Here is a 24994-nt window from a genome sequence, read left to right as displayed (position 1 = left end):
AAAGGCGTTCAATGGCAAGGCGGGCCCGGCGCAGGCCGGGCCGCGCGATCGGGATCAGCCGCGGTAGTAGCGCTGCGGCACGAACGGCAGGGCGGCCACCTTGGCCGGCAGGGCCTTGCCGCGCACGATCAGCGACAGGGGCGCGCCCACGGCGGCGTTGGCGGCGGTGACATAGCCCATGGCGACCGGGGCGTTGGCGCTGGGGCCGAAGCCGCCGGAAGTGACCTCACCCACCGTCTGGCCGCTGGCGTCCTGGATTTCGGTATGTTCGCGCGCCGGCGCCCTGCCCTCCGGCTGGATGCCGACGCGGTAGCGCGCGGCCCCCTCGGCCAGCTGGCGGCGGACGATGGCGTCACCGGGGTAGCCCCCTCCTCCCGCCGGCGCTTGGAGATGGCCCAGGTCAGGCCGGCCTCGACAGGCGTGGTGGTGGTGTCGATGTCATGGCCATAGAGGCACAGCCCGGCCTCCAGGCGCAGGCTGTCGCGGGCGCCCAGGCCGATGGCCGCCACCTCGGGTTCCGCCAACAGCAGGCGGGCGACATCCTCGGTGCGGGCGCCATCAATGCCGATCTCGTACCCGTCCTCGCCGGTGTAACCGGACCGGGCGATGGTGACCGGAATGCCCTTCAGGCTGGCGTTGACCATGGACATGAAGGGCATGGTGGCGACCTCGGGCACGAAGCGGGCCAGCACGGCCGCCGCCGTGGGGCCCTGCAAGGCTAGCAGGCCCCGGTCGTCGCCCAGATACTCAACCTCGATACCCGGCAGGCCGGCCGTCAGGTGCGCGATGTCCTGCACCTTGCAGGCGGCGTTCACCACCAGGAACAGGTGGTCGCCCCGGTTGGCGATCATCAGATCGTCCAGGATGCCGGCCTGGTCGTTGGTGAAGAAGCTGTAGCGGATGCGGCCTTCCTTCAGCGCCTTCAGCTCGCCCGGCACCAGCTTTTCCAGCGCCTCGACGACACCGTCGCCGCGCAGGACGACCTGGCCCATGTGCGACACGTCGAACAGGCCGGCCTGCTCCCGGGTGTGAAGGTGTTCCTTCAGCACGCCCAGCGGATACTGGACGGGCATGTCATAGCCGGCGAAGGGCACCATCTTGGCACCCAGCTCGCGGTGGAGGGCGTTCAGCGGCGTAGTGAGCAGGGGCGAATTGGTTTCGGTAACCATAGGTGCCAAGGACTCCCGGCGGACGAGTTCATCCCGCACGGACGGATTCCGTGTGGGCTCGCCCCCCTCTGTCCCGGACCCTGAGAGATTCACGGGGGACGACCCTGTCATCAGGTCGGACCCGCTTACTCCGTCGGTGGGCTTTGGCCTCCAACGCCGGAAAGCCACCCGCAGGGGGTGGCGACAGGCATTGCCGTGAGGCCGGACCGCTTTCCAGATGCGCTTCTTCCTCGCGGTCCTTTTGCCTGAGAGTTTCCGGGGGCGGTTGCTCCTTCGGCGCCAGACCCGAACGGGACCAGTCTCTCCCGCGAGGTGTCATCAGCTTCGCGCACGCACCCTAATCCAATGGCCCCCCAAAAGTAAAGGCGGGCCGCTGCCCCGCGACCCGCCTTCCCCGAGGGTCCCCGGCCTTGGGCGCCCCTGCCCGGCCGGTCGAACCCGTACGCCTTGTGCCTTTGCTTATTTCCCGGCCGGAACCGGCGGGGCCGGCGGCTTGGAATTGAAGCGGATGTTGGCCTCCAACTGCTCCGGCGTCAGCTGGAAGCCCACCAGCACCTCGTAGTAGCGGCCGTCGACTTCCGGGCTCAGCGGGATGAACTGGGTCAGCCGCTCCACCGAACCGCCGCTGCCGCCGCTGACATCCAGGGTGACGTTGTAGGTCTGCTTGGTCAGGATCTTGCGATCGGCGTCGGTCACCGCGACGAAATAGGTTAGCGGCAACGGGCCGCCGGTGTAGGCGGGACCGGTGCTGGCGCCCACGCGCAGATTCTCGGTCATGGTGACGCCCTTTTCGCTGTACTCGCAGCGACCCTCGATATTGGGCATCACGGCGGTGTAGCTCAGCTGGCCGTTGGCGCCGGGCACGCCCACCGACGACGCGTCGCGGACGATGGCCACGGTGGGGCAGCCGGGACGGTAACCGACGTTCTTGTTGGCGCATGCCGCCAGCGACAGCATGAGAGGCATCCCCAAAAGCAGGGCCAGGCGGCTGCGGGTGCCTTTCCTGGGGGGCCAACCTATATTAGTGTCCGTGTGGATGTTCATTGAAGCGGGGCTCGTCTGGAGTTGGACGCCGGCCGGCGTCGGGGCCCCGCGACAATAGAGAAGCAGCCATACCGGCACAAGACATCGCCTGCGCCATCCTTATATTGATGGGCGACGAGATTTAACGTATCGGCGCTGGCGATCCTCAGCCGCACCGTTTTATGATCCGCCGCCATGATCGGCCCCGCGCGCCGGGGCTTACCGGAACCCGAGTAGACCTGATCACCATGACCAAGCCGACGCTCAACATCCTCTTGGCCTCCCCGCGCGGTTTCTGCGCCGGTGTGGACCGCGCCATCCAGATCGTGGAGGTGGCGTTGCAGCGGTACGGCGCGCCGGTCTATGTCCGGCACGAGATCGTGCACAATCGCTACGTCGTGCAGGGCCTGGAGGCCAAGGGCGCCATCTTCGTGGAGGAACTGGACGAGGTGCCGGATGGCCGTCCGGTGGTCTTCTCCGCCCATGGCGTGCCCAAATCCATCCCGGCCGAGGCTGAAAACCGGAAGCTGATGTATGTCGACGCCACCTGCCCGCTGGTGTCCAAAGTCCATCGTGAGGCGGAACGCCATTTCGCCGACGGCCGCCAGATCATCCTGATCGGCCACGCCGGCCACCCCGAGGTGGTGGGCACCATGGGGCAACTGCCGCCAGGTGCCGTGCTGCTGGTGGAGTCGGAGGAGGACGTGCGCACCGTCCAGGTGGACGACCCGCTGAACCTGGCCTTCGTCACCCAGACCACGCTGTCGGTGGACGACACGGTGCAGATCGTGGCGGCGCTGAAGGCCCGTTTCCCCGCCATTGCCGGGCCGCGCAAGGAAGACATCTGCTACGCCACCACCAACCGCCAGACGGCGGTGAAGGCCATCGCCGAGAAGGCGGACGCCATCCTGGTGCTGGGCGCGCCCAACAGCTCCAACTCCATGCGCCTGGTGGAGGTCGCGGCCAAGCACGGTTGCGTCAATTCCATGCTGGTGCAGCGGGCCACCCAGATCGACTGGTCCATGATGGACAAGGTCAAGGTGCTGGGCATCACCGCCGGCGCGTCGGCCCCGGACATCCTGGTGCAGGAGGTCATCGAGGCCTGCCGTGAGCGCTATGACGTCCAGATCGAGGAAGTCGTGACCGCGGTGGAAAACATCACCTTCAAGCTGCCGCGCGGCCTGGCGGCGGAGTAATTCCGGGTCCCGCAATCGCCGGGCGCCGCCATCCGGCGGCTTGGCTTCAGTCCGCTGCGCTTCCCGGAAACGCTCCGGCGGCCGCGGTCGCGGCCTAAGGGTGCTTCGCCTTTGGCGGGACGAGGAAAGTGATGACGGCGCATGCCCATATCCTGTTCGACACCGCCATCGGCGCCTGCGTGCTGGTGTGGGGGCCGGACGGGATCGTGGGAGCCCAATTGCCGGAGAGTGGGCCCGAGCAGGCCAGGGCCCGCCTGGCGCGGCGCTTTCCCGGCGCCACGGCCGCGGATGAGGATGCTCTCCCGCCCGTCATCGCCCAGGTCCGGGCGCGCATCCGGGCCCTGATGGCCGGGGAGGCGGTGGACATCGCCGACATCCCCCTGGACCTCACCGGAATCGATCCCTTCGCCTTGCAGGTCTATGCCGTCACCCGCGCCATTCCGCGGGGACAGACCTTGACCTATGGAACGGTCGCCGCCCGCATCGGGGCGCCCAAGGGCGCGGCGCGAGCGGTGGGACAGGCGCTGGGCCACAACCCCATCCCCATCCTGATCCCCTGCCATCGCGTGCTGGCGTCAGGGGGCGGCACCGGCGGCTTTTCCGCCCAAGGCGGCATCGATACCAAGTTCCGCATCCTGGCCATCGAACAGGCCCGCCCGGAGAACGAGCCACCCAGCCTGTTCGATACGCTGCCACTGGCGATCAAGCCCAAACGCTGAACCCAAACGCTGAAAGTGAAACCGGCCCCCACCGCACGGCCGGGCTTCCCTTGGCCCATGGGCCGGGTTCCCGTGGCGGTGGAGGCCGGTCGGGACGGTCCCCCGCGAACCGTCCAATCGTCACCTAAGCCTCAATTACCAGTGGGCGCGGTAAAAGCTGCGGCTGACGTGGATTTCCTCGCGGTCGGCGTATTCGCTGTCCAGCACCAGGGCCAGGGCGGCATAGACCACCAGGGTCGCGCCGAAGAAGCAGAACAGGCTCAGCACCGTCAGGATGCGGATGAAGGTGGCCGGCAGGCCGGTGTAACGGGCCAGGCCGGCGCAGACGCCGAACAGCACGGCGCGGCTGGGGTCCTTGGCCAGGCGATGACGGCGCATCGTGGCGGAAATACGCTCAAAGCTCCTCATAATCCCCTCTCCACTGTTCGATGATGGTGGGCACCGGCGGCGCCCGGGTCGTTTACAGATTTGTCTTACCCTTGCGGGTTGTTGCGGCTGGCCACGCGGGCCTTCAGCGCCTCAAGCTCGGCGGTCACCTTGTCGTCGCCCAGGGCGTCGATCTCCGCGGCCAGGCCGCGCGGCTGGCGGCCCATCTCCATGACCTCGGCCTCGCTTTCCAGCAGGTCGATGTCGCGCTGCAGGGTGCCGTAATGAGACAGCGCCTCTTCCAGACGGTTGTCGTGGATCTGGCTGCGCATCCGCAGGCGGGCGGTGGCGCTGCGGTGGCGGGCCAGCAGGGCGCCTTGGCGGGCGCGGGCATCCGCCAGCTTAGCCTCCAGCCGCGCCACGTCATCCGCCCCCTTGACCAGGCTGTCGCTGATGGCCTGGATCTCGCGGCGGATGGGGTCGGCGGCATCGGCCAGCCGGGCCTTGGCCACCAGGGCGCCCCGGGCCAGATCCTCCCGGCCCTTGGTCACCGCCAGCTCGGCCTTGCGGTCCCATTCCAGCAGCTCGAACTCCACGTCGCGGTAACGGGCCTCCAGCTCCTTGCGGCGGGCCATGGAGCGGACGGCCTCCGCCCGCACCTCGACCAGCGTGTCCTCCATCTCCTGGATGACCAGGCCGATCAGGCGCTCCGGATCTTCCGCGCGGTCCAGCATGGCGTTCAGGTTGGCATCGATGATGTCGCCGAGGCGGGAAAACAGTCCCATGGCAGGCGTCCTTAAGAGATGAGGCGGTGGCGGACGGAAGCGGTGAACGCGGGCGCTTAGAACAGGCTGACGATGGCGACCGACAGCAGGGCGGTGACCGCCAACAGCGGCAGGTGGCGGGCCAGGGCGGCCAGGCGCCGGGGGGTGTCACCAGCGTGGGCGTTGCCGGCAGAAGCGTTGAAGGTGCGGGCGGCGGCGGTCATGGTCAGGTCGGTCATGTCAATCTCCGTAGAGGAAGCTTGGTTGTCTCGGGGGCCGGTCGCCGGTGGCGGGGTCGGCCATGTCCCCTTAAAAGCAACCGCCGTGCCAGTTGCGGGGCCGATCCCTAATGTATTGTTTTTGCTTAATAAAAAATTTCACCCCCATCCGCAAAGGACGATGCGGTGAATCTTTGTGCCACTAAATCGCCAAATTCGCCATTCGCGCCATTTGCGAGCCATCTGCCCGCCTGAAAAGGCTCACCCGACGCCCGGCGGCCATTGACCCCAGCCGGGAATCCCGCTACCTCGCAAGGCATGGCCGTCTATACCGAAGTCACCGATGAGGAATTGCGCGCGTTCATCGCCGATTACGCGATCGGCGAGGTGATCTCGTGCAAGGGCATCGCCGAGGGGGTGGAGAACTCCAACTACCTGCTGGTGACCACGCAGGGGCCCTACATCCTCACCCTCTATGAAAAGCGGGTGAACCCGGCCGACTTGCCGTTCTTCCTGGGATTGATGCGCCACTTGGCGGCGCGGGGCATCACCTGCCCGCAGCCGGTGCCCGGACGCGATGGCGAGGCCCTGCGTGTCGTGGCCGGCCGGCCGGCCGTCATCGTCACCTTCCTGACCGGCATGTGGCCGCGCCGCATCCTGCCCGACCATTGCGCGGCCCTGGGCACGGCGCTGGCCCGGTTGCACCTGGCCGGTGCGGATTATCCCGTCCCCCGCGCCAACAGCCTGTCGCTGGACGGCTGGCGGGCCCTGGTGACGGCAACGGCGGATGGCGCCGATGGCGTCAAGCCCGGCCTGAAAGCGGCACTGGCTGAGGAGCTGGCGGCGCTCTCCGCGCTATGGCCCGGCCGGGACGGCCGCCCGGACCTGCCGCGCGGCATCATCCACGCCGACCTGTTCCCCGATAACGTCTTCTTCCGCGACGGCGCCCTGTCGGGGCTGATCGATTTCTACTTCGCCTGCAGCGACATGCTGGCCTATGACCTGGCCATCTGCCTGAACGCCTGGTGCTTCGAGCCCGACGGCGCCTTCAACGTCACCAAGTCGCGCCTGCTGCTGGCCAATTACGCCAAGGTGCGGCCGCTGACGGCGGCGGAGGTGGCTGCCTTGCCGCTGCTGGCCCGCGGCAGCGCGTTGCGCTTCCTGCTGACCCGGCTCTATGACTGGGTGAACACGCCGGCGGGCGCCCTGGTGAAACGCAAGGACCCGCTGGAATACCTGCACAAGCTGCGCTTCCACCAGCAGGCCCGCAGCCTGGCGGATTACGGCTTGGCGCCCGAGGATTTGACGTGACCGATACGCCCACCACCGCCGCGAAACCGGCCAGCCCGCGCGTGGAGATCTTCACCGACGGCGCCTGCAGCGGCAACCCGGGCCCCGGCGGCTGGGGCGCCATCCTGCGCTGGAACGGCACGGAGCGCGAATTGAAGGGCGGGGAGCCCGACACCACCAACAACCGCATGGAGCTGATGGCCGCCATCCAGGCGCTGGAAACGCTGAAGCGGCCGGTGAAGGTGGATCTGCACACCGACAGCCAATACCTGCGCGACGGCATCACAAAATGGATCCACGGCTGGCGGGCCAAGGGTTGGCTCACCGCCGACAAGAAGCCTGTGAAGAACGTCGACTTGTGGCAGCGCCTGTCCGCCCAGGCCGACCGGCACGAGGTGGTGTTCCATTGGGTGCGCGGCCATGCCGGCCACCCGGAAAACGAACGCGCCGACCAGTTGGCCCGCGAAGGGCTGGCGGAAGCGCGCGGTAGGTAGGCCGGTTGCCTCAGACGCAAAAAAGCCCGCGCGGGTTCATGGAACCGGCGCGGGCCACTTGGCGTTATATGCTTGGTTTTACAGGTTCTTCAGCACGGCTTCGGCGCTGGACACCTCGAAGGCGCCTGGCTTTTCCACATCCACGCGGCTGACCACGCCGTCGTCGATGACCAGGGCGAAGCGCTGGCTGCGCTGGCCCAGGTTATAGGCGGTGCCGTCCATGGTCAGCCCCAGTTGGCTGGTCAGGGTGCCGTTGCCGTCGGGCAACATGAACACGGTGTCGCCCACGTCGTTGGCCTTGGCCCAGGCGTTCATCACGAAGGGATCGTTGACCGCCAGGCAAATGATGGTGTCCACGCCCTTGGCCTTCAGCGCCCCGGCATTCTGGACGAAGCCCGGCAGGTGCTTGGCGGAACAGGTGGGGGTGAAGGCGCCGGGAACGGCGAACAGGACCACCTTCTTGCCCTTCAGCAGGGCGTCGGTGCTGGTTTCCTGCATGCCGGCTTCGGTCAGGTGCTTGATCGTGACGCTGGGGAAGGTGTCGCCAACCTTGATGGTCATGGTCTGGGGTCCCTTGGGGTGGTGGACGTTTGGGTTCTGGACGGAGGCACGGAGCATAGGTAATGCCGCCGGCGGGAAATTGTTCTGGTCACCCGTGGTTCTATGTCCCAGAGGGCCGGGCGGCAAGGGAAACGGATGTCCCCCCTTGTCACCCGGGTGCGCCGCTCAATATGACCAGAATGAAGCCTGTTCCGGCTGGCGAGCGGCAGCGACGGCGCGTGATGCCCATGTTAGGCTGAACGATAGGGACAGGCAGTATGACAGTGCCGGCCATGTGGGCCGGCCGCGAAGTGAAGAGGGAAGGCGCCGGCCATGAAGGACACCACCATCCGACGTTTCCTGACCGGGCAGCTGCTGGTCGCGATGCCGTCCATGCCCGATGAGCGGTTCGCCCGGACCGTCATCTATGTGTGCGCCCATACCGACGACGGCGCCATGGGCCTGGTGATCAACCGGCTGTTCGACGGCATCGACGCCGGGGGCCTGCTGGAACAATTGGGCATCGATGGCGGCGACCCGGACGACCGGCTGCGCGTGCATTTCGGCGGGCCGGTGGAACCCGGCCGGGGCTTCGTGCTGCACAGCACCGATTATCAGCGCGAGGGTACGTTGAAGGTGGAGGATGAGGTGGCGTTGACCGCCACGGTGGACATCCTGCGCGCCATCACCGAGGGACGCGGGCCGCGTCAATGCCTGCTGGCCCTGGGCTATGCCGGGTGGGCCGCCGGCCAGCTGGATCAGGAAATGCAGGCCAATGGCTGGCTGCACGTGCCGGCCGATCCCACCTTGTTGTTCGATGACGACATGGATACCAAGTGGGAACGGGCCATCGCCAAGCTGGGCGTCAGCCTGCCCATGCTATCGGCCGAGGTGGGACACGCCTGACCCGCGCCCGGACTGGCCGCCTTGCCGCCGCCATCTTCCTGCCGGAGGATGGGCGTCATGAAACCCCCGTCCCGCCCGCCGCCCCTGCACGCGTCCGTCCTGGTGCTCCTGCTGGCCTTGCCGCCCAGGGCCGGCGCGGCGGAGGCCCCCCAGCATCTGCGGCTGGGCTACGATGTCTATGTCGGCGGCCTGAAACTGGGTCGCATGACCCTGGAAACGGACATCAAGGGCGACGGTTATCGCGTCAGCGTGGCGGCGGAGGCCGGCGACATGCTGGCCCGCCTGATCAAATGGTCCTACACCGCCGAGGCGGAGGGTACGTTCGGCGGGGTGCACGGCGTGGCCCCACGCCACTTCCACAGCCTGCGCACCTTGCGCGACAAAAGCTGGGACGCCACGCTGAGCTACACCGCCCCCTACGGCTCCCGCGACACTGCGGTCAGCTTCACCCAGACGCCACCCCCGTCGCCGGAGGACGCGGACGCCGTGCCCCTGGACCAGCGTCCCGGCACCGTCGACCTGCTGAGCGCCGCGGCCGCCATCAGCCGCCATGCGGAGGGGGGCGACTGCGCCAGCCGCCTGCCCGTCTATGACGGCCGCCGCCGCTATGACGTGGTGATGGAAAGCCGGCCCGGCCGACACATTGAGAAGTCCGACTACACGGTGTTCGCAGGCGACGCCATCGGCTGCCATGTCGCCATCGTGCCGGTGGCGGGCTTCAAGCCGGCCGGCCGTGGGAGCCAGAACTTCTGGACGGCGGCGCCGGACGGCAAGCCGCGCGGCTTCGATCTGTGGATCGGCCGGCCGGTGCCGGGAGGGCCGGTGGTGCCCGTGCGGCTGGAGGCGGGGGAATTGTTCTTCACCCACGTCGTGGGCCACCTGGCGCAGGTCGAGGTGGTGCCGCCACAGCCCTGACCCGCCAAAGTCCCGAGTTGCCGCCTTCCCCCAGCGCCCAGCGCAAACGGACTGGGCGGCCATGCCGCAATCCGCCTCGGTCTCCCTGTTTTGATTGACCATCTGGTCAGGATAGGTCGAATGACGCCGCATCGGCCATATAGGCCGGCACACCAGGTTATTCGGTGTAGGGGACTGAAAACGTTTACGGCTTGGCAACCGTTCGGGGATTATATGAAACAAGGCCGCTGGTGTACGATGGGGAGCTATCTTATATCCGGCGATGCCTTGGCAACATCGCTTCTTATCTCTTTGGACCAACCCCGTTCGACAAGGTGTCATCCCCTGCCCCACGCCGCCCCCATCCTCGTTTCGGAGCCGCCGAGCACGCCCTGCGAGGCCACCGAACGCCAATACGCCGCCATTCCCGTCCGCATCCGGGACGGGCACCTGCAGGTGATGCTGATCACCTCGCGGGAGACGCGGCGCTGGGTGGTGCCCAAGGGATGGCCGGAAAAGAAGCTGAACGCGCGCGGTGTGGCGGCGAACGAGGCGTTCGAAGAGGCGGGCCTGATCGGCACCATCCATAAGAAGCCCCTGGGCACCTTCCACTATTTCAAGGTCATGCCCTCCGGCAAGCACCTGCCCTGCGCCGTGGACGCCTACCTCTTCGAGGTGGAGCGGGAGTTGGAGGACTGGCCGGAAAAGCACCAGCGCGAACGCCGCTGGGTCAGCCCGTCCCAGGCCGCCCTGATGGTGGCCGAAGGCGGCCTGGTCAGCATCCTGCTGTCGCTGGCCAGCATGGCGGTGGACGAGGAAGGCTGAGGCCGAGTCCGTTCCAGAGCAGACCTGCGTTTCACGCCCAGGCGGTAGCGGACGCCCGCCAAGCGCCTTGCCCGCTACAAGTGTAGTGGCAACGCCTCATCGGTCAGCCGGGGTAACGCTTCCGCGTCAGACGCCATTAGAAATTTACAAAAATGAATTAACAAATTGCCCATCCGACCGATAAGCTAGACCAAATTGCATACGGGATGGGTGTGACAGTCCATGGTTGATGCCTGTTACCGCCAGCCGGGCCCCCTCCCCGCGCGTCGTGGCGAATTTATCCAGTCGCGCCACTGCCCGAATGTCCCCCGCACCGGACTTACGTCATTCCCCCGCCTTTGAAACACATCCATCCCGGCGCGCCATCGGCCCCGGGCCCTCTCTTTATGCCAAATCCATATTGCCAGGAGCTTTCCCCGCATGCGCATCGCTGCCCCCACCCGTACCAAGGCCCTGCTGCTGGGCGCCTCCGTCCTGGCGCTCGCCACGTCGTGGCAAAGCGCCGCGCGTGCGGACACCGTCAACACGGGCAATTCGGGACCGGTGACCATCACCTCGAGTGGGTTGGCGAACAGCGGCACCATCATCAGCAGCAGCACGTACGTCCCCGCGGTGAGCGCCTCCGGTTCCCTGGGAACCATCGCCAACACCGGTACAATCAAACAGGCCCTGCCTTATGTGGAGTTTCTCGGCGTCGGCATGTCAATCAAGGGCTCCACAATCGCCGGCACCTACCAACCGGGCAGCATCAGCCTATTGAGTAACGGGGTGGGCGCGACCATTCAGGGCGGGGCCTCGGGCATTCGGATCGATGGCGCCACCATCGGCACTATTGCGAACAGCGGCACGATAAAGACCGACCAACCAAGCTACTGGGGGTGGGGCATTAATGGTGCCGCCAGCTTCCCCTCGGACTTGACCCTGCGAACAGCTAATGTCGGCACCCTGACCAATGCCGCCAACGGCGTCATCGTAGGCGGAATCAGCTTCGCCGGCAGTACGATCGGCACCCTGGTCAATTCGGGCACCATCAGCGCGGGCAGCAATCTTTCCAACACGGCAATCTCCATCGGAAACGCCCTCCTCTCCCCCTGGGTTTATAACGGATCGGTTTCCAGCTATCAGCCGGTGGTCGCCCTGGGTCAAATAGGGACCATCACCAACGCCGCTGGCGGAAGCATCGTCGGTACCGTGTGGATCAGCGGTGGCACAGTGGGCGTGCTCGACAACGCCGGCATTGTCACCGGCGCCATAACCGGCTCCTTAACATCCATTGGTGCGTTCCGTAACGAGGTGGGCGGAAGTCTGGTGGGGGTCAGCCTGACCGGCGGCAGTATCGGCAGCTTCATCAACAGCGGCGTCGTCGCACCGGCCCCTAGCAGTTTTTCGTTCAACAGCGGCGTCAATCTGGGTGCGAACATCTCTTATTTCGGGTACGGCGAAAGCGTAACGTCCAGCAACATCGGCACCATCAACAATCAGGCCGGCGGCACCATCTCGGGGGGCTTGGCCGCTGTGGCGTCCACCATCGGCGCGTTCACCAACGCCGGCCTGATCAGCGGCGGCGTCAACCTGGGCGTCGCGACCCCCTACACCTATTCCAGCAACGGGACGGGCTACAGCTATGTCTACGGCGCGGTGACCTCCACCATCGGCCAGTTGACCAACGCGGCCGGCGCCACGATCACCGGTGGGATCACCGGTGGCGGCGGCCTGACGGCGACCGGCGCCTCCATCGGCACACTCACCAACGCCGGCATGATCCAGGGCAGCGTGTATCTCGCCGGGGCCAGCACCTCCACCTTCAGCTCCAACGGGACGACGTACAGCAGTACGTATTCCAGCGTGGACTCCACCATCGGCACGCTGATCAACAAGGCCAACGCCAGCATCACCCGTGGCGTCTACATCGGCGGCACGCTGGGAACGTTCGATAATGCGGGCATGATCGGCTCCATCGGCACCTCCTCCTACAACCCCTATGGCCTGTACCTTGCCGGCAACTCCACGGCCAGTGTCATCACGAACGAGGCGGGTGGCACCCTCACCGGTTTGGTCGGTCTGAACCTGAACGGTACGGATGTCGGGACGCTGAGCAACAGCGGCCTTATCACGAGCCGGAACGACGCCGCCATCACCGGCGGCCTCAAGTCCTCTTACAACACTGCGACGTCGAGCTATGAGTATTCGACGGCCAGCATCGGCACCCTGTCCAATGCGGCTGGCGGCACCATCCAGGGTTACTACGGCGGCATCCTGTATAAGGGCACCATCGGAACGCTGATCAATGATGGCTTGATCGCCGCCACGCTAGGCAGCAGCAGCAGCGGCATTTCGGTCGCCGGGAACAGATTTTACACGTACGACACCGTTCACGGCACCTATGGGACCACCTACGTCGCCGCGCAGATCACCGCCCTGACCAATAGCGCTTCCGGAACGATCACGGGCGCCACGGGGGTCCAGCTGACAGGCGCCAGCCACATCGGCACCCTTAGCAACGATGGCTTGATCCAAGGATCGACCAACGGCGGCGTCAAGATTGGGGATTACTATTATGGTGCCGGTTCCGTCACACCGGCCTTTGATACCCTGGTCAACGGGACCACGGGCACCATCGCCGGGGGCTATGCAGGCATATTTGTCTCGTCGGGCACGCTGTCCACCTTGGTGAACCGAGGCTTAGTCACGGGCACGCAAGGGGCGATCGTGGCCAGCAACCTCAATGCCTACGCCTACGTCACCATCACACCCTCTATTGGCCAAATCATCAACCTCGGAACCCTGACCGCCACCGGTGCTGTGCAAGCCTCCTCGATTTCCGGGACGGCCGTCATCTTAAGCAGTGTCAACGTCGGCACCCTTTCCAATAGCGGCCTGATTTCAGGCGCGATGGCCCTTTACGCATCCGCCACGACGCTGAACAACAGCGTGGCGGTGGGCAGCGTCGGCCTGGTTGACAATCTGGTGGGCGGCTCGCTTATCGGCACCGGCTCTCAAGCGGCCGTCATGCTTAACGGGCCGGTCGATACCCTGCGGAACGCTGGGCTGATCGCCGACCAGGGCACCTCCACCCTCGCCTCCGCGGTGGCCGTGGTCGGCGGCACCCTGGGCACCCTGCTCAATCTCGCGGCTGGCACCATAACCGCGCCGGGCGCCGGCCTGCAGGTCTCGGGCACCATCGGCACCGTGGAAAACCAAGGCGTGATCCGGGGTGGTGTCGCCGCAGTCAGCCTGGGCCAGGCGTCCACCTATTCCAGCACGGCGGCCACCCATTCCGGCAGCATTGGGACGCTGAACAACAGCGGGGTCCTTGGGGGCGGCGTGAATGGCGTTCAGGTGGCGGGCCGGATCGACGCGCTGGCCAACAGCGGCACCATCACCGGCGGAACAGGGGACGGCGTCCACAACATCGGCTCGGTAACGTCCTCCACCATCCTTTATAACTATCTGCCCAACAGCTTCTCTTGGGGCTACACCACCATCAGCACGGTGAGCAGCCGAGGCGGCACCATCGGGACGCTGACCAATGTTGGGCTGGTCACCGGTGGCCAAAGCGGCATCGTCAACGGCGTGACGGGGACGCGCACCCTGTCCACCGTGACATCCACCTATTATAGCGGCCCGCAGACGGTGGCCAGTTCGGTTGTCAGCACCACGGGCCCCGTCGGCGGCACCATTGGCACGCTACTGAACAGTGGCACCATCCTGGGCACGGCAACCGCCGGCATCGACAACGGCGCCGCCGCCGCCGTCATCGGCACGCTGGTCAACAGCGGCCTGATCCAGGGCGGCCAGACGGGCATCATCAACGCCGGCACCATCGGTACCCTGACCAACAGCGGCACCCTCACCGGCGCCGGGGCAGCCATCCGGGACAGCGGCACGCTGGGCCCGGTCAGCAACACCGGCGTCATCGCCGGCGCCATCATCCACACCGCCGCATCCGACCTGTCCATCACCGGCGGCAGCGGCACCACATTCGGCACCCTGACGGGAGTCAATGGCGCTCGCGGCACCTTGTCCAGCACCGCCAGCAATGTGACCCTGGCCGGCAACCTGGTGCTGAACGACAGTGTCAGCATCGCCGGCCACACCTTGGTGGCGACTGGCGGCAGCCTGGTGCTGACGGCCCCCACCACCGTCACCGGCAACTATGCCCAGGCGGGCGGCACGCTGACGGCTCTGGCGGCCGGCGGCACCGTGGGCGGCCTGCAGATCAGCGGCAGCGCCAGCATCAGCGGCGCCACCGTGGTGCTGACCTCGCAATACGCCTATGGCCTGACCAGCGGCGCCAGCTACACCATCGTGGCGGCCGGCGACGCCGCCTCCAGCTACACCAGCGTCACCGCGCTGGCCCCGGGCTACAATTCCACCACCGTCACCAGCACCGTGGTGGGCGGCCAGACCGACCTGATCGTCCGCGTGGGCAACAGCAGCCTGACGGCAGGCGGCACGGCCACCATCGCCGGCGGCGCCGGGACCCTGGACCAGATGACGGGCGGCAGCCTGGCCATCACCGGCGGCACGCCGACGGTGGGCACCGTTACGGGCGGCACCATCGCGCTGGCCGGCGGCAGCGCCACCCTAGGCACCATCAGCGGCGGCACCCTGATCCAAAGCGTCGGGTCCACCATCGCCGGCACCACGGCGGTGCTGGTCCAGGGCGGCAGCCTGACCCTGGGCGGCACGGTGCAGGCGCCCCTGGCCATCAACGGCGGCCTGGTGGCCTTGAACGGCACCGCCTCCGGCCCCGTCACCGTGGGCAGCGGCGGCACCCTGCGCGGGTCCGGCGTCATCACCGGGGCGGCCACCGTGGCCGGTGTGCTGCGTCCGGGCAACTCGCCCGGCACCCTGACCTTCACCAACGGCCTGACGCAAAGCGCCAAGTCGGTGCTGTCCATCGACATCGACGGCACGGGCACAGGCAAGGGGGTCGGCAACTACTCCCGCGTCCTGGTCACGGGCGGCAGCTACGTCATCGGCTCCGGTGCCGTGCTGCAACCCAACCTGCGCGGCATGACCGGCAGCGCCAGCAACACCTACACCCCCGGCCTGGGCACGGACTTCGCCATCGTGCAGGCCGCGGGCGGCGTCTCCGGCACCTTCGCCAGCGTCACCCAGCCGGCCAACGGCTTGCTGGCCGGCACGCAGTTCACGGCGCTGTACGGCAGCAACGCCATCGACCTGTTCGTCACCCCCACCTATGGCTCCCTGGCCAGCCTGGGCGCCAGCGCCAACCAGCAGACCCTGGGCCGCGTGGTGGCGGGCCTGACCGGGGCCGGCAACGCCGACCTCGGCACCGTGCTGAAGGCGCTGTACAGCCTGCCCACGGTGGGCGCGTCGCTGGACGCCCTGGCCCAGATCGGCGGCAGCAGCCAGGCCAACATCGTCGCCTACAGCCTGAACCGGGGCCTGGCGGTGACGCAGGTGCTGGGCCAGCGCCTGGCGGCGGTGCGCGACGGCGTGGCCGGCGGCATGCAGGGCACGATGCAGGCCCAGCTGGTGGGCCGCACCCTCTACACCAGCGTCGCCAGCGGCGGCGATGGCGCCCCGGTGGGGGATGAGCGGGGGGCGGCGGCCGGCTCGGCACCGCAAGAGGGCTGGCACTTCTGGGCCCAGGGCCTGGGGGCGTTCACCCGGGTGGACAGCGACGGCAACGCCGCGGGCGGCCACAGCAACACCGGCGGCGGCCTGTTCGGCGGCGACCGGGCGGTGGCGCCGGGCGTGACCGTGGGCCTGGCCGGCGTGCTGCTGCAAAGCACCTCCGGCGGCGCCAACGAGACCAGCAGCTATGGCCTGTCGGCCTACGGTAACGTCGATCTGGGGGACGGCCCGTTCGTCACCGGCAACGCCGGCTACACCTACGACCGGTACGACACGGCGCGGACCATGGGCTTCGGCGGCCTCAGCCGCACGGCCTTCGGCCACACCACCGGGGATGAGCTGAGCGCGGGTGTCACGGCCGGCTACCGAGTGCGGGTGTCCAACCTGACCTTGGAGCCGCAGGCCGGCATCCAGTGGCTGAAGGTGGGCCGCGACGGCTTCACCGAGACGGGCGCCGGCGCCCTGAACCTGGTGCTGCAGGACCTGGACGCCACGGCCCTGCAGAGCAGCGTGGGCGGCCGCGCCTCGGCCAGCTGGAAGACGGACGGCGGCACGGTGATCACCCCAGCCCTGCGGGCGGCTTGGCTGCACGACTTCCGCGACCGGGCCCTGACCAGCCAGGCGAGCCTATCCGGTGTAGGGGCCGGCACCCCCTTCGCCGTGACCGGCCCCTACACCGGCGCCAACGCGCTAGGCATCGGCGGCGGCCTGACCCTGCAGGAAGGCGACAACCTGAACCTCTACGCCAACTACGACGGCACGCTCCGCCGGCATGAAACCGACCACGTCTTCACCGCCGGCTTCCGCCTTAGCTGGTAAGACGGGGCAGTCTCAAAACAACAACGGCCCGGCGGGGAAACCTGCCGGGCCACTTGTTTATGGGCGCCCCATCTGCTTTCTAACCGCGCCAGTCGTCGCGCAGGATGCCGTACAGCACATGGTCGGCCCAGCGGCCGTCGATGCGCAGATAACCCCGGGCATAGCCCTCGCGCACGAAGCCCACCTTTTCCAGCAGGCCCTGGCTGGGCTGGTTGGTGGGTAGGCAGGCGGCCTCCACCCGGTGCAGGCCGAGCTGGCCGAAGGCGAAGCCCAGGCTGACCTTCGCCGCCTCGCTGGTGTAGCCCCGGCGGGCATAGGGCTTGCCCACCCAATAGCCCATGGTGGCCATCTGGGCCACGCCCCGGCGGACGTTGGACAGGCCGATGCCGCCCACCAACCGGTCGCTGGCGCGCTCGAAGATCAGGAAGCTGTACGCCTCGTCATTGCGCCATTCCGCCGTATGCCGGCGCACGCGGCGCAGGAAGGAGGAGCGCAGCAAGGCGTCGGCCGGCCAGGTGGGCTCCCACGGCGCCAGGAAGTCGCGGCTGCGTTCCCGCAAATCCGCCCATTCCCGCCAGTCCTTGACCTGGGCGGGACGCAGATAGGTCTGCGGTCCGTCCAGCCGTATGGACGGTGCGCTCAGGATATCGGCGTGCAACAGCCGTATCACCGCCTCCAGCCCCTCCCTACCCCCGTTGCCGCGGTTGCTCAGTGCCCAAGCCGGGCACGGATGCGGTCGTACGATTCCAAACCCGTCACCGGCCCCAGGGCGGTGACCACCGGCACGCTGTCCAGCAGCCGGCGGGCGCAGCGCTCAACCGCCGCCACGTCGACCGCGTCCACCCGGGCCAGCATCTCCGCCGTCGGAACGGGCCGGCCGTGAACCAGCATCTGCTGCCCCACCTGCTCGCACCGGGCCATGCTGCTTTCCAGGGCCATGACGAGGCTGGATTTCAGCTGGGCGCGGGCGCGGGCCACCTCTTCCTCGCGGATGTCCCCCACGAGGTTGGCGACCTCGCCGCACACCACCGGCACCAGTTCGGCCACCTGGTCCGGTCCCGTGCCGGCATAGATGCCGAACAGGCCGGTCTCGGCGAAATGGCTGGCGAAGCTGTAGATGCTGTAAACTAGGCCGCGCTTCTCCCGCACCTCCTGGAACAGGCGGGACGACATGCCGCCCCCCAGCAGGGTGGACAGCACCTGGGTCGCGTAGTTGTCTTCGTGATGGACGCCCACCGCCTCGAACCCCAGCACGACATGGGTCTGTTCCAGGTCGCGCTCATCCCGGAAGTCGCCGCCGCTGTAGCGCGCCGCCTCCTGCGTCCAGGCCTGGGGCTTGGGCAGGGCGCCGAACATGTCGGACGCCATCTCCACCATGCGGGCATGCTCAATGCGGCCCGAGGCTGCCACCACCATGGCGGGGCCGGAATAATGGCCCTGGACATAGGCCACCAGGTCGTCGCGGCTCAGCCTCTCCACGATGTCCGGCAGGCCCAGCACCGGGCGACCCAGCGCCTGGCCGGGGAAGGCCGTGGCCTGGAAATGGTCGAAGATGATGTCGTCGGGCGTGTCTTCCGCCTGGCCGATCTCCTGCAGGACGACCGTGCGCTCCTTGGTCAGCTCCTCGGCGTCCAGGCTGGCGTGCTGCACCATGTCCGCCACGATGTCCAACGCCAGGGCCGCATCCTCCTTCAGCACCTTGGCGTAATAGGCCGTGTGCTCCCGCGTGGTGTAGGCGTTAAGGTGGCCGCCCACATCCTCGATCTGGCGACTGATCTGATAGGCGTCGCGCTTGGGCGTGCCCTTGAACAGCATGTGTTCCACCAGATGGGCGACGCCGTTGACCTCCGGCGCCTCGTCCCGGGTGCCGACGCCGACCCAGACGCCCAGCGACACCGTCTCCACCCCGGCCATGCTGTCGGTGACGACGCGCAGGCCATTGTCCAGCGTGGTGACCTGGATTCCGCTGCCGTCGCTCATTGGGCGCCTCCCGTCACACGCGACTTGGCGCGCACGAAGGCCTTCACCGCCTCCACATCATTCGGCAGGACGGTCACCCGCTCCCCCCGCTCATAGAGGTCGGCCAGGTGGCGGGGCAGCGGCGGATGAACGCCGGTCGCGGCCTTGACCGCATCCGGAAACTTGGCCGGATGGGCGCAGGCCAGCGACACCAGCGGCACCTCGGCCGGCACGGTGCCGGCGGCGCGGGCCTGGGCGGCGGCATGCACGCCCACCGCCGTGTGCGGGTCCAAGAGGTAACCCGTGGTCTCGAACACCCGGCGCATGGTTTCCGCCGTCTCATGCTCATCGGCGCGGAAGCCGTCGAACAGGCCGCGCGCCTCGGCCAGCTGCCCCTCTTCCACCGTGAAGCGGCCGCTGGCGGCGAAGCCGTCCATCACGCCCGTCACGGCGGCACCGTCGCGGCCCAGCAGGTCGAACAGCAGGCGCTCGAAGTTGCTGGACACCTGGATGTCCATGCTGGGGCTGATGGTGGGGACCACGCCGTTGGTGGCCATGGTGCCGGACTGGAAGAAGCGGGTCAGGATGTCGTTGCTGTTGGTGCCCACCACCAGGCGCTGGATGGGCAGGCCAAGGGCCCGCGCGCCATAGGCGGCATAGACGTTGCCGAAGTTGCCGGTGGGAACGGAGAACGCCACCGGCCGGTCCGGCGCGCCCAGGGCCACGCCCGCCGCCACGTAGTACACCACCTGGGCCAGGATGCGGGCCCAGTTGATGGAATTGACGGCGGAGATGTTCAGCTCATCCCGGTAGGCCTGGTCATTGAACAGGGCCTTCACGATGGCCTGACAGTCGTCGAAAGTCCCCTCCAGCGCCACGTTGTGCACGTTGGGCGACAGCACCGTGGTCATCTGCCGGCGCTGCACCTCGGACGTGCGGCCCTTGGGGTGCAGGATGACGATGTCCACCAACTCACGATCCCGGCAGGCCTCGATGGCGGCCGACCCGGTGTCACCCGAGGTGGCGCCGACCACGGTGATGCGGCGTCCCCGCTTGGCCAGCACATGGTCGAACAGGCGGCCCAGCAACTGCAGCGCCACGTCCTTGAAGGCCAGGGTGGGACCGTGGAACAGCTCCAGTACCCATTCCTCCTGACCCAGCTGGATCAGCGGCGTGACGGCGGTATGGGCGAAGCTGCCATAAGCGTCCTGCACCAGGGCACGCAGCTCATCCGGCGCAATGGCCCCGCCCATAAAGGGCGCCATGACACGGGTGGCCAGTTCGCCATAGCTGAGGCCACGCAGGGCGCGCAGATCGGCCGAATCGAAGGTCGGCCAAGTGGCCGGCACGTACAAGCCGCCATCACGGGCCAACCCCGCCAGGAGCGCGTCCTCAAAGCCCAGGACCGGCGCCCGGCCCCGCGTGCTGATATAATCCACCCTAGGCATCCCTTGGCTTAACTCGAACCCCTACAGTAGCCAGTGCCGCCAATGTCCCGCAAGTCCGCCAAACCCCCAGGATCCGCATGGGGGATTCGCATGGATGGGCAGCGGCCCCGAGGGCGGCATTCCCCGCCCTACCCGCCCCTCACATCCCTGACGGCAGCCTCAGGGTGGGGTGCGTCTAAATTTCCTGGAAATGACACTTGGAAACCGGCCTTGGTTGCGGTGCAATAGGGTGGGCGGTTGATCCGCCATTCACTCGCAACAGTCCCGACTGGCCGACCCGGATCGAAGCAGCGACTCCGGGACGCGCCGGGGTCTTTTGGATGGGGCATCCCAGGGCACCATGGGGCTTCTGCACGCGATCTTGCTGGCCGGCACCCTGGCGGTGGTGGTGGGCCTGATCATCATGGTCATCGGCAAGCTGGGAGAGGCGGCGGTGGAGCGCCACCCCGAGATGCGCCGTGCCGCCAGCCGCCTGCCGCTTGGCGCGCAGATGGAAAACCGGTTGGAGGGGCGGGAGGCCGACGTGCGCGCCGAACTCGCCGCCCTGCAAAACGCCCTGGGCGAAGCGCGCCGCCGCCGCTACGCCCTGGATAAGGAGCTGGAGGACGCGCGGCGCGGCGCCCAGGCCCCTGTGCGCGTGGTCGGGCGGGAGGATGCCGGCCTGAACCGCTTCGTCGCCTGGATGGTCAACCGCTTGGTCCAGCAGGCCCAGACCGACGCCAGGACCGTCATCGCGCTGGACCCCGAATGGGCCGGCCCGCAGGTGATCGAGGTGTGGTCGGAGAACCTGTCCGATGCCCGGCGCGACCTCCTGCGCTATTTTCCCGCCCCCTTGGGCTATGTGCTGCTGAGCATACAGCTGGCCAACAGCGGCAAGGCCGCCAAGGACACGGTCACCGAGACGGAGAGCATGGCATGATGGCCTTGTTGCTGACCCTGCTGGCCGTGACGGTGGCCGCCGGGCTGACGGGGGAGCGCGCCTGGAACCGGGTGGCCGAAGCCAAGACCCGCCGCCGCCAGATACTGACCCGCGCGCGGGAGCAGAGCCAGCGCATCCGCCGCCTGGCCCGCGCCACCTATGCCATGAAGCAGCAGCGCCGCCATGTCCGGCTGACCCTGGAGACACTGGAGGATGAGTGTACGCGGCTGGAGCAGGACATCAAGCGCGCGTCCCGCCCGGAAAACCGCATCTTCGTGTTGGAGGAACGGCGCAATGCCGCCGACGCCGCCTGGCTGGCCACGGTGGAGGTGGGCGGCACCGTCGCCGACAGCGCCGTGGCCGCCGCCGTGCCGTGGCAACGCCGCCAGTTCCTGCTGTGGGCCGCGGACGACGAGGCCGCCCGCGCCCGCCTGGAGCGGCGGTTTCCCCACGGCAGCGGCTTCCGCATCACCCAGCTGATGCTGCGCCCCAGCCACGCCGCAGCCACGCCGGCCGCCAAACTGGAAACCCGCGCGGCCAAGGCGGCGCGGCTGGCCACCAGTTGATCTGGTACTCAGGCGGCAGCAGCGCCGAGCCGGCTCAGTCCGTCTCCACCCGGCTGAAGCGCAGGTAGGCGATGACGGCCAGGGCGATGGCCAGGCAGTACCAGGTGATGGCGTACTGCAGATGATCGTTGGGAATGGTGACGCGGGTCTGGCCACCGACGGGGAAACCGCCGGGGTTGGGCGTGGCATCGGCCTCCACCACCACGGGCTCCGGCACGTCCGTCCCCGCCTTGGCCGCCATGGCCGGCAGGTCGTACCACAGCCAGAAATTGTCGTTCACCAGATTGTCCGGCTGCATCCAGCCGCGCGGCGGCGGCACGCGCGCCACCCCCTGCACCGTCACCTCCCCCTCAAGCTGGCCGTCCGGCCGGCGGGCGGGGTCCTTGCCCTGGGTGGGGACCCAGCCGCGATCGACCAGCACCACGCCGCCGCCATCGGCCCGCACGAAGGGTGTCACCACGTCATAGCCGGGCGCGCCCTTCAGGGACCGGGCGCCCAGGTACAGTTCATGATCGTTCAGGAAATGCCCGTTGATCCGCACCCGGCGGTAATCCCACGCCTTGGGGTCGTCGATCTTGGCGGGCAATTCGACGGGGGCGGCGGCCATCTGTTGCTGGATATGGTCCAGGATACCCTGCTTCCAGAACAGGCGCTGAACCTGCCAGGTGCCGAGGCCGGCCATGAAGACGATGGCCCCACCGGCCACCAGCCCCCCCCAGAAGGTGGGCCGGAAGCGCCGGCGTCCCTTGGTTCCGGGGGCCTTAGTCCCGGGGGCCTTGCCTGCGGCGGCCGGGGCGGCGGTGATGGGGGAGGAAGTCATGCGCCGGGAGTCCTATCGCTGTCACTGTCGTCCGGCCCCTCGAACTCGGCCCGGCGGTAACGGTATTGCAGGGCGAACACCACGCCCTTGGCCGGGCGCAGTAGGCCCAGAGTGCCGCCCAGGATGACCACGCCCCAGACCAGGCCCGTCAACCACAGGGGCCAGTCCACGCGCATGGACACCATCAGCGCGACGGGCACGATGATGAAGCCGAGGATGAAGATGAGGAAAACGGCCGGCCCGTCGCCACTGTCGCCCCGCGCCAATTCGAGGCCGCACACGGAACACCGCTGCGCCACCGTGAGGTAACCCGTGAACAAATCGCCCCGACCGCAGCGCGGGCACTTGCAGCGCAAGCCCGCCAGGATCGGGGCGACGGTGGAGGCGTCAGAGTCCAAGACAGGTTTCCGTCAGATGGGCGGAAGGGCCGGCTTCCTGGATCAATGGGGGATCACGCCACGCGGGGTGGAACCCCACCAGTAGATGCTGACGAACAGGAACAGCCAGACCACGTCGACGAAGTGCCAATACCAGGCCGCGGCCTCGAAGCCAAAGTGGCTCTTCGGCGTGAAATGGCCGGCGCGGGTGCGGAAGAAACAGACGATCAGGAAGATGGTTCCGACGATGACGTGGAAGCCGTGGAAGCCAGTCGCCATGAAGAAGGCCGAGGTGTAGGCGTTCTGGGCGAAACCGAATTCGGCGTGAATGTATTCGTAAGCCTGGAAGCAGGTGAACAGCAGGCCCAACAGGATGGTGAAGCCCAGGGCCTTGGCCGCTTCCTTGTTGCGGCCCTCGACCAGCGCGTGGTGAGCCCAGGTGACCGTGGTGCCGGACAGCAGCAGGATGACAGTCATCAGGATGGGCATGTCGAAGGGATTGACGGGCTCGATCCCCTTGGGCGGCCACATGCCGCCGTTGGCGGCCACGCGCCCCACCTGCTGCGCCTCGTTGAAATAGATGCTGGTGTCAAAGAAGGCCCAGAAAAAGGCGACGAAGAACATCACTTCGGAGGCGATGAACAGCGTCATGCCGTAGCGCAGGCCGATCTTCACGACAGGGGAGTGCAGCTTGCGCACCACCGATTCGCCGATGACGTCGCGCCACCAGGCGAACATAACACCCAGCACGCCCAGGCCGCCGGCGATGGCCAGATACCAACCATGGCCATGCATGCCCAGGACGGTGCCGCTGGTCAGCAGGCCGGCCGCGATGGAGGCGACCAAGGGCCATGGGCTGGGGTCCACCAGGTGATAGGGCTGCTTGATGCCCTCAGAGTTGCCGGGAGCGGTGTGAGCCTGGACGTCAGCCATGTTCTTGTTTCCCTCGGATCAAAACAACGCGGTGGTCGTCAGATTGCGGCGGTCATTGCCGCCCCGGTCCTTATTGGTGCCCTCCCTGATCCCCTGTTCGGGGATTGGACACTCCCTTGGTAAACTTTCCTACGCCCCCCGTCCAGAGGTTGTACGGTGGCGAAGCCATTGCCCGGGGACGCTTTAGCCCCCTGGACGAACAGCGGCGGCCCCGGCCGGGGCCTGGTCCTGCACGGCTGCCGCCGTCTGGTCGGCCGCCAGGAAGAAGGTGTAGGACAAGGTGATGGTGGCCACGTCCTTCATATGGGGGTCGTCTGCAAGAGACGGGTCGACGAAGAAGGTCACGGGCATGTCCAGTTCCTGCCCCGGCTCCAGCCGCTGGCGGGTGAAGCAGAAGCACTGGATCTTGTTGAAGAAGATGCCGGCCTTGTCGGGGGTGACGTTGAAGGTCGCGGTGCCGACCAGCGCCTTGTCCGACAGGTTCTTGGCGTGGTAGCGGATCTCCCTCACCTCGCCCAACTTGACCTGCACGGCGTTCTGCACGGGCTTGAATTGCCAAGGCAACTCGCGGTTCACTTCGGCATCGAAACGAACGGTGACGGTGCGGTCGACCACGCGGTCCGCCCCCTTTTCCGCCACCTGGGTGGTGCCGCCGAAGCCCGTGGCCTTGCAAAACACCTGATAGAGTGGGACGGCGGCGAAGCTCAGGCCCACCATGCCGGCGACCAGCGTGAACGCCCCCGCCAGCATGCGGCGGTTGCGCCGGGCCAAGTCGGACGCGGGCGGCTTCATGGGGAACTCGGGGCGTGGGGTCTCACTCAACCTGTCACCTCCCTGGCTTTGACAGCGGCCATCCGGGCGATTGCCCGTGATGGATGGCCCTGGCCTTGACGCCGGTGGCGGGTTTCACCCGCCCACTTTTGTTCTGAACACTCTCGAACCGCCGGAAGGGCGGTTTACTGGCCTTGCGCGTGCAGCCCCATGCGCACGATGGCCACGACATAGATCAATGCCACGAACCCCAACAGCGAGAAGAATAGCGTCAGGTTCTTGCCACGCTGGCGGCGCGCCCGCTCCGCCGCGTCGACCACAGGCTCTGCGGCGGAAGGGGGAGCGTTGGAGGAGGTCGTGGTGTCAGCCAT

At 67.6% G+C, this 24994-nt stretch carries 23 protein-coding genes, 1 pseudogene and 1 riboswitch; of the genes and pseudogenes, 10 read left to right on the top strand and 14 right to left on the bottom strand.

Features of this window, described 5'->3' with window-relative positions; genetic code table 11:
* Positions 1-54: 54 nt before the first annotated feature.
* Together gcvT and UCD39_RS22720 are read right to left on the bottom strand one after the other, a co-directional pair.
* Positions 55-1169, bottom strand: a pseudogene (gene gcvT / locus UCD39_RS22725) (glycine cleavage system aminomethyltransferase GcvT).
* 223 nt (positions 1170-1392) lie between these two features.
* Positions 1393-1487: riboswitch (glycine riboswitch) on the bottom strand.
* Between the two features lie 141 nt (positions 1488-1628).
* Positions 1629-2126, bottom strand: a complete 498-nt coding sequence (locus UCD39_RS22720) for a hypothetical protein (RefSeq protein WP_330497990.1) — start codon at positions 2124-2126, stop codon at positions 1629-1631.
* 314 nt (positions 2127-2440) lie between these two features.
* On the opposite strand from UCD39_RS22720, the gene ispH reads away from it, so the two are divergent.
* Both ispH and UCD39_RS22710 read left to right on the top strand, forming a co-directional pair.
* Positions 2441-3388 (top strand): 4-hydroxy-3-methylbut-2-enyl diphosphate reductase, encoded by a 948-nt coding sequence (gene ispH / locus UCD39_RS22715; protein WP_145729714.1) that lies wholly within the window; start codon positions 2441-2443, stop codon positions 3386-3388.
* A 131-nt stretch (positions 3389-3519) separates the two neighbouring features.
* Complete coding sequence (locus tag UCD39_RS22710; RefSeq protein WP_330497989.1) at positions 3520-4107, top strand: methylated-DNA--[protein]-cysteine S-methyltransferase; 588 nt, start codon at positions 3520-3522, stop codon at positions 4105-4107.
* 135 nt (positions 4108-4242) lie between these two features.
* On the opposite strand, the gene UCD39_RS22705 is transcribed toward UCD39_RS22710, so the two are convergent.
* From UCD39_RS22705 to UCD39_RS22695, 3 genes are all read right to left on the bottom strand, one after another.
* Positions 4243-4515 (bottom strand): PspC domain-containing protein, encoded by a 273-nt coding sequence (locus UCD39_RS22705; protein ID WP_330497988.1) that lies wholly within the window; start codon positions 4513-4515, stop codon positions 4243-4245.
* A gap of 65 nt (positions 4516-4580) precedes the next feature.
* Positions 4581-5258 (bottom strand): PspA/IM30 family protein, encoded by a 678-nt coding sequence (locus UCD39_RS22700; RefSeq protein WP_330497987.1) that lies wholly within the window; start codon positions 5256-5258, stop codon positions 4581-4583.
* Positions 5259-5314: 56 nt separating this feature from the next.
* The gene (locus tag UCD39_RS22695; protein WP_330497986.1) at positions 5315-5476 is read right to left on the bottom strand and encodes a hypothetical protein; all 162 of its coding nucleotides are present in this window, start codon (positions 5474-5476) and stop codon (positions 5315-5317) included.
* 297 nt (positions 5477-5773) lie between these two features.
* On the opposite strand from UCD39_RS22695, the gene UCD39_RS22690 reads away from it, so the two are divergent.
* On the top strand, positions 5774-6766 hold the full coding sequence (locus UCD39_RS22690; protein WP_330497985.1) for a homoserine kinase: 993 nt from the start codon (positions 5774-5776) through the stop codon (positions 6764-6766).
* Entirely contained in the window at positions 6763-7239 is a 477-nt protein-coding gene (gene rnhA / locus UCD39_RS22685) for a ribonuclease HI (RefSeq protein ID WP_330497984.1), read from the top strand. Before UCD39_RS22690 ends, rnhA begins: the two co-directional genes overlap by 4 nt.
* A gap of 78 nt (positions 7240-7317) precedes the next feature.
* Here the strand turns inward: rnhA and UCD39_RS22680 are convergent, their stop codons facing one another.
* Positions 7318-7800, bottom strand: a complete 483-nt coding sequence (locus UCD39_RS22680; protein WP_322482899.1) for a peroxiredoxin — start codon at positions 7798-7800, stop codon at positions 7318-7320.
* A 312-nt stretch (positions 7801-8112) separates the two neighbouring features.
* Between UCD39_RS22680 and UCD39_RS22675 the strand changes: the two genes are divergently transcribed.
* The 4 genes from UCD39_RS22675 to UCD39_RS22660 all read left to right on the top strand — a co-directional run bounded on the left by UCD39_RS22675 (position 8113) and on the right by UCD39_RS22660 (position 16830).
* Positions 8113-8685: a YqgE/AlgH family protein gene (locus UCD39_RS22675; RefSeq protein WP_322482898.1), complete on the top strand. Its 573-nt coding sequence runs from the start codon at positions 8113-8115 to the stop codon at positions 8683-8685.
* Between the two features lie 57 nt (positions 8686-8742).
* The gene (locus UCD39_RS22670) at positions 8743-9600 is read left to right on the top strand and encodes a DUF3108 domain-containing protein (RefSeq protein ID WP_330497983.1); all 858 of its coding nucleotides are present in this window, start codon (positions 8743-8745) and stop codon (positions 9598-9600) included.
* Positions 9601-9891: 291 nt separating this feature from the next.
* Positions 9892-10404, top strand: coding sequence for an NUDIX hydrolase (locus UCD39_RS22665; protein ID WP_330497982.1), 513 nt, complete (start codon positions 9892-9894; stop codon positions 10402-10404).
* A gap of 420 nt (positions 10405-10824) precedes the next feature.
* Positions 10825-16830 carry an autotransporter domain-containing protein gene (locus tag UCD39_RS22660; RefSeq protein ID WP_330497981.1) on the top strand — a complete coding sequence of 2002 codons (6006 nt, stop codon included), beginning with the start codon at positions 10825-10827 and terminating at the stop codon, positions 16828-16830.
* 79 nt (positions 16831-16909) lie between these two features.
* Here UCD39_RS22660 and UCD39_RS22655 read toward each other — a convergent pair whose 3' ends face one another.
* From UCD39_RS22655 to thrC, 3 genes are read right to left on the bottom strand one after another with little or no spacing between them, the layout of a single operon-like run.
* Positions 16910-17500, bottom strand: a complete 591-nt coding sequence (locus UCD39_RS22655; protein WP_186455596.1) for a GNAT family N-acetyltransferase — start codon at positions 17498-17500, stop codon at positions 16910-16912.
* Between the two features lie 38 nt (positions 17501-17538).
* Positions 17539-18810, bottom strand: coding sequence for a M16 family metallopeptidase (locus tag UCD39_RS22650; protein ID WP_330497980.1), 1272 nt, complete (start codon positions 18808-18810; stop codon positions 17539-17541).
* Positions 18807-20228, bottom strand: coding sequence for a threonine synthase (gene thrC / locus UCD39_RS22645; RefSeq protein ID WP_330497979.1), 1422 nt, complete (start codon positions 20226-20228; stop codon positions 18807-18809). Before thrC ends, UCD39_RS22650 begins: the two co-directional genes overlap by 4 nt.
* A 349-nt stretch (positions 20229-20577) precedes the next feature.
* Here thrC and UCD39_RS22640 point away from each other — a divergent pair, with 349 nt between their 5' ends.
* Positions 20578-21156, top strand: coding sequence for a hypothetical protein (locus UCD39_RS22640; protein WP_330497978.1), 579 nt, complete (start codon positions 20578-20580; stop codon positions 21154-21156).
* Positions 21153-21722 carry a hypothetical protein gene (locus UCD39_RS22635; RefSeq protein ID WP_330497977.1) on the top strand — a complete coding sequence of 190 codons (570 nt, stop codon included), beginning with the start codon at positions 21153-21155 and terminating at the stop codon, positions 21720-21722. The genes UCD39_RS22640 and UCD39_RS22635 overlap by 4 nt, the downstream gene beginning before the upstream one ends.
* A 34-nt stretch (positions 21723-21756) precedes the next feature.
* Here the strand turns inward: UCD39_RS22635 and UCD39_RS22630 are convergent, their stop codons facing one another.
* The 5 genes from UCD39_RS22630 to UCD39_RS22610 all read right to left on the bottom strand — a co-directional run bounded on the left by UCD39_RS22630 (position 21757) and on the right by UCD39_RS22610 (position 24994).
* A complete protein-coding gene (locus UCD39_RS22630; RefSeq protein WP_330497976.1) occupies positions 21757-22542 on the bottom strand; it encodes an SURF1 family protein in 786 nt (261 codons plus the stop codon).
* The gene (locus tag UCD39_RS22625; protein WP_330497975.1) at positions 22539-22940 is read right to left on the bottom strand and encodes a DUF983 domain-containing protein; all 402 of its coding nucleotides are present in this window, start codon (positions 22938-22940) and stop codon (positions 22539-22541) included. The genes UCD39_RS22630 and UCD39_RS22625 overlap by 4 nt, the downstream gene beginning before the upstream one ends.
* 42 nt (positions 22941-22982) lie before the next feature.
* Positions 22983-23852, bottom strand: a complete 870-nt coding sequence (locus UCD39_RS22620; RefSeq protein ID WP_330497974.1) for a cytochrome c oxidase subunit 3 — start codon at positions 23850-23852, stop codon at positions 22983-22985.
* Positions 23853-24035: 183 nt separating this feature from the next.
* Positions 24036-24674: a cytochrome c oxidase assembly protein gene (locus UCD39_RS22615; protein ID WP_330497973.1), complete on the bottom strand. Its 639-nt coding sequence runs from the start codon at positions 24672-24674 to the stop codon at positions 24036-24038.
* Positions 24675-24808: 134 nt separating this feature from the next.
* Positions 24809-24994, bottom strand: coding sequence for a cytochrome c oxidase system small membrane protein (locus UCD39_RS22610; protein ID WP_330497972.1), 186 nt, complete (start codon positions 24992-24994; stop codon positions 24809-24811).

It is taken from the genome of Nitrospirillum karajorum (genome assembly GCF_036348415.1).
Classification (GTDB): Bacteria; Pseudomonadota; Alphaproteobacteria; order Azospirillales; family Azospirillaceae; genus Nitrospirillum; species Nitrospirillum amazonense_B.
The sequence above is the reverse complement of the archived record's forward strand: the minus strand, read 5'-3'. Positions and strand labels throughout refer to the sequence as shown.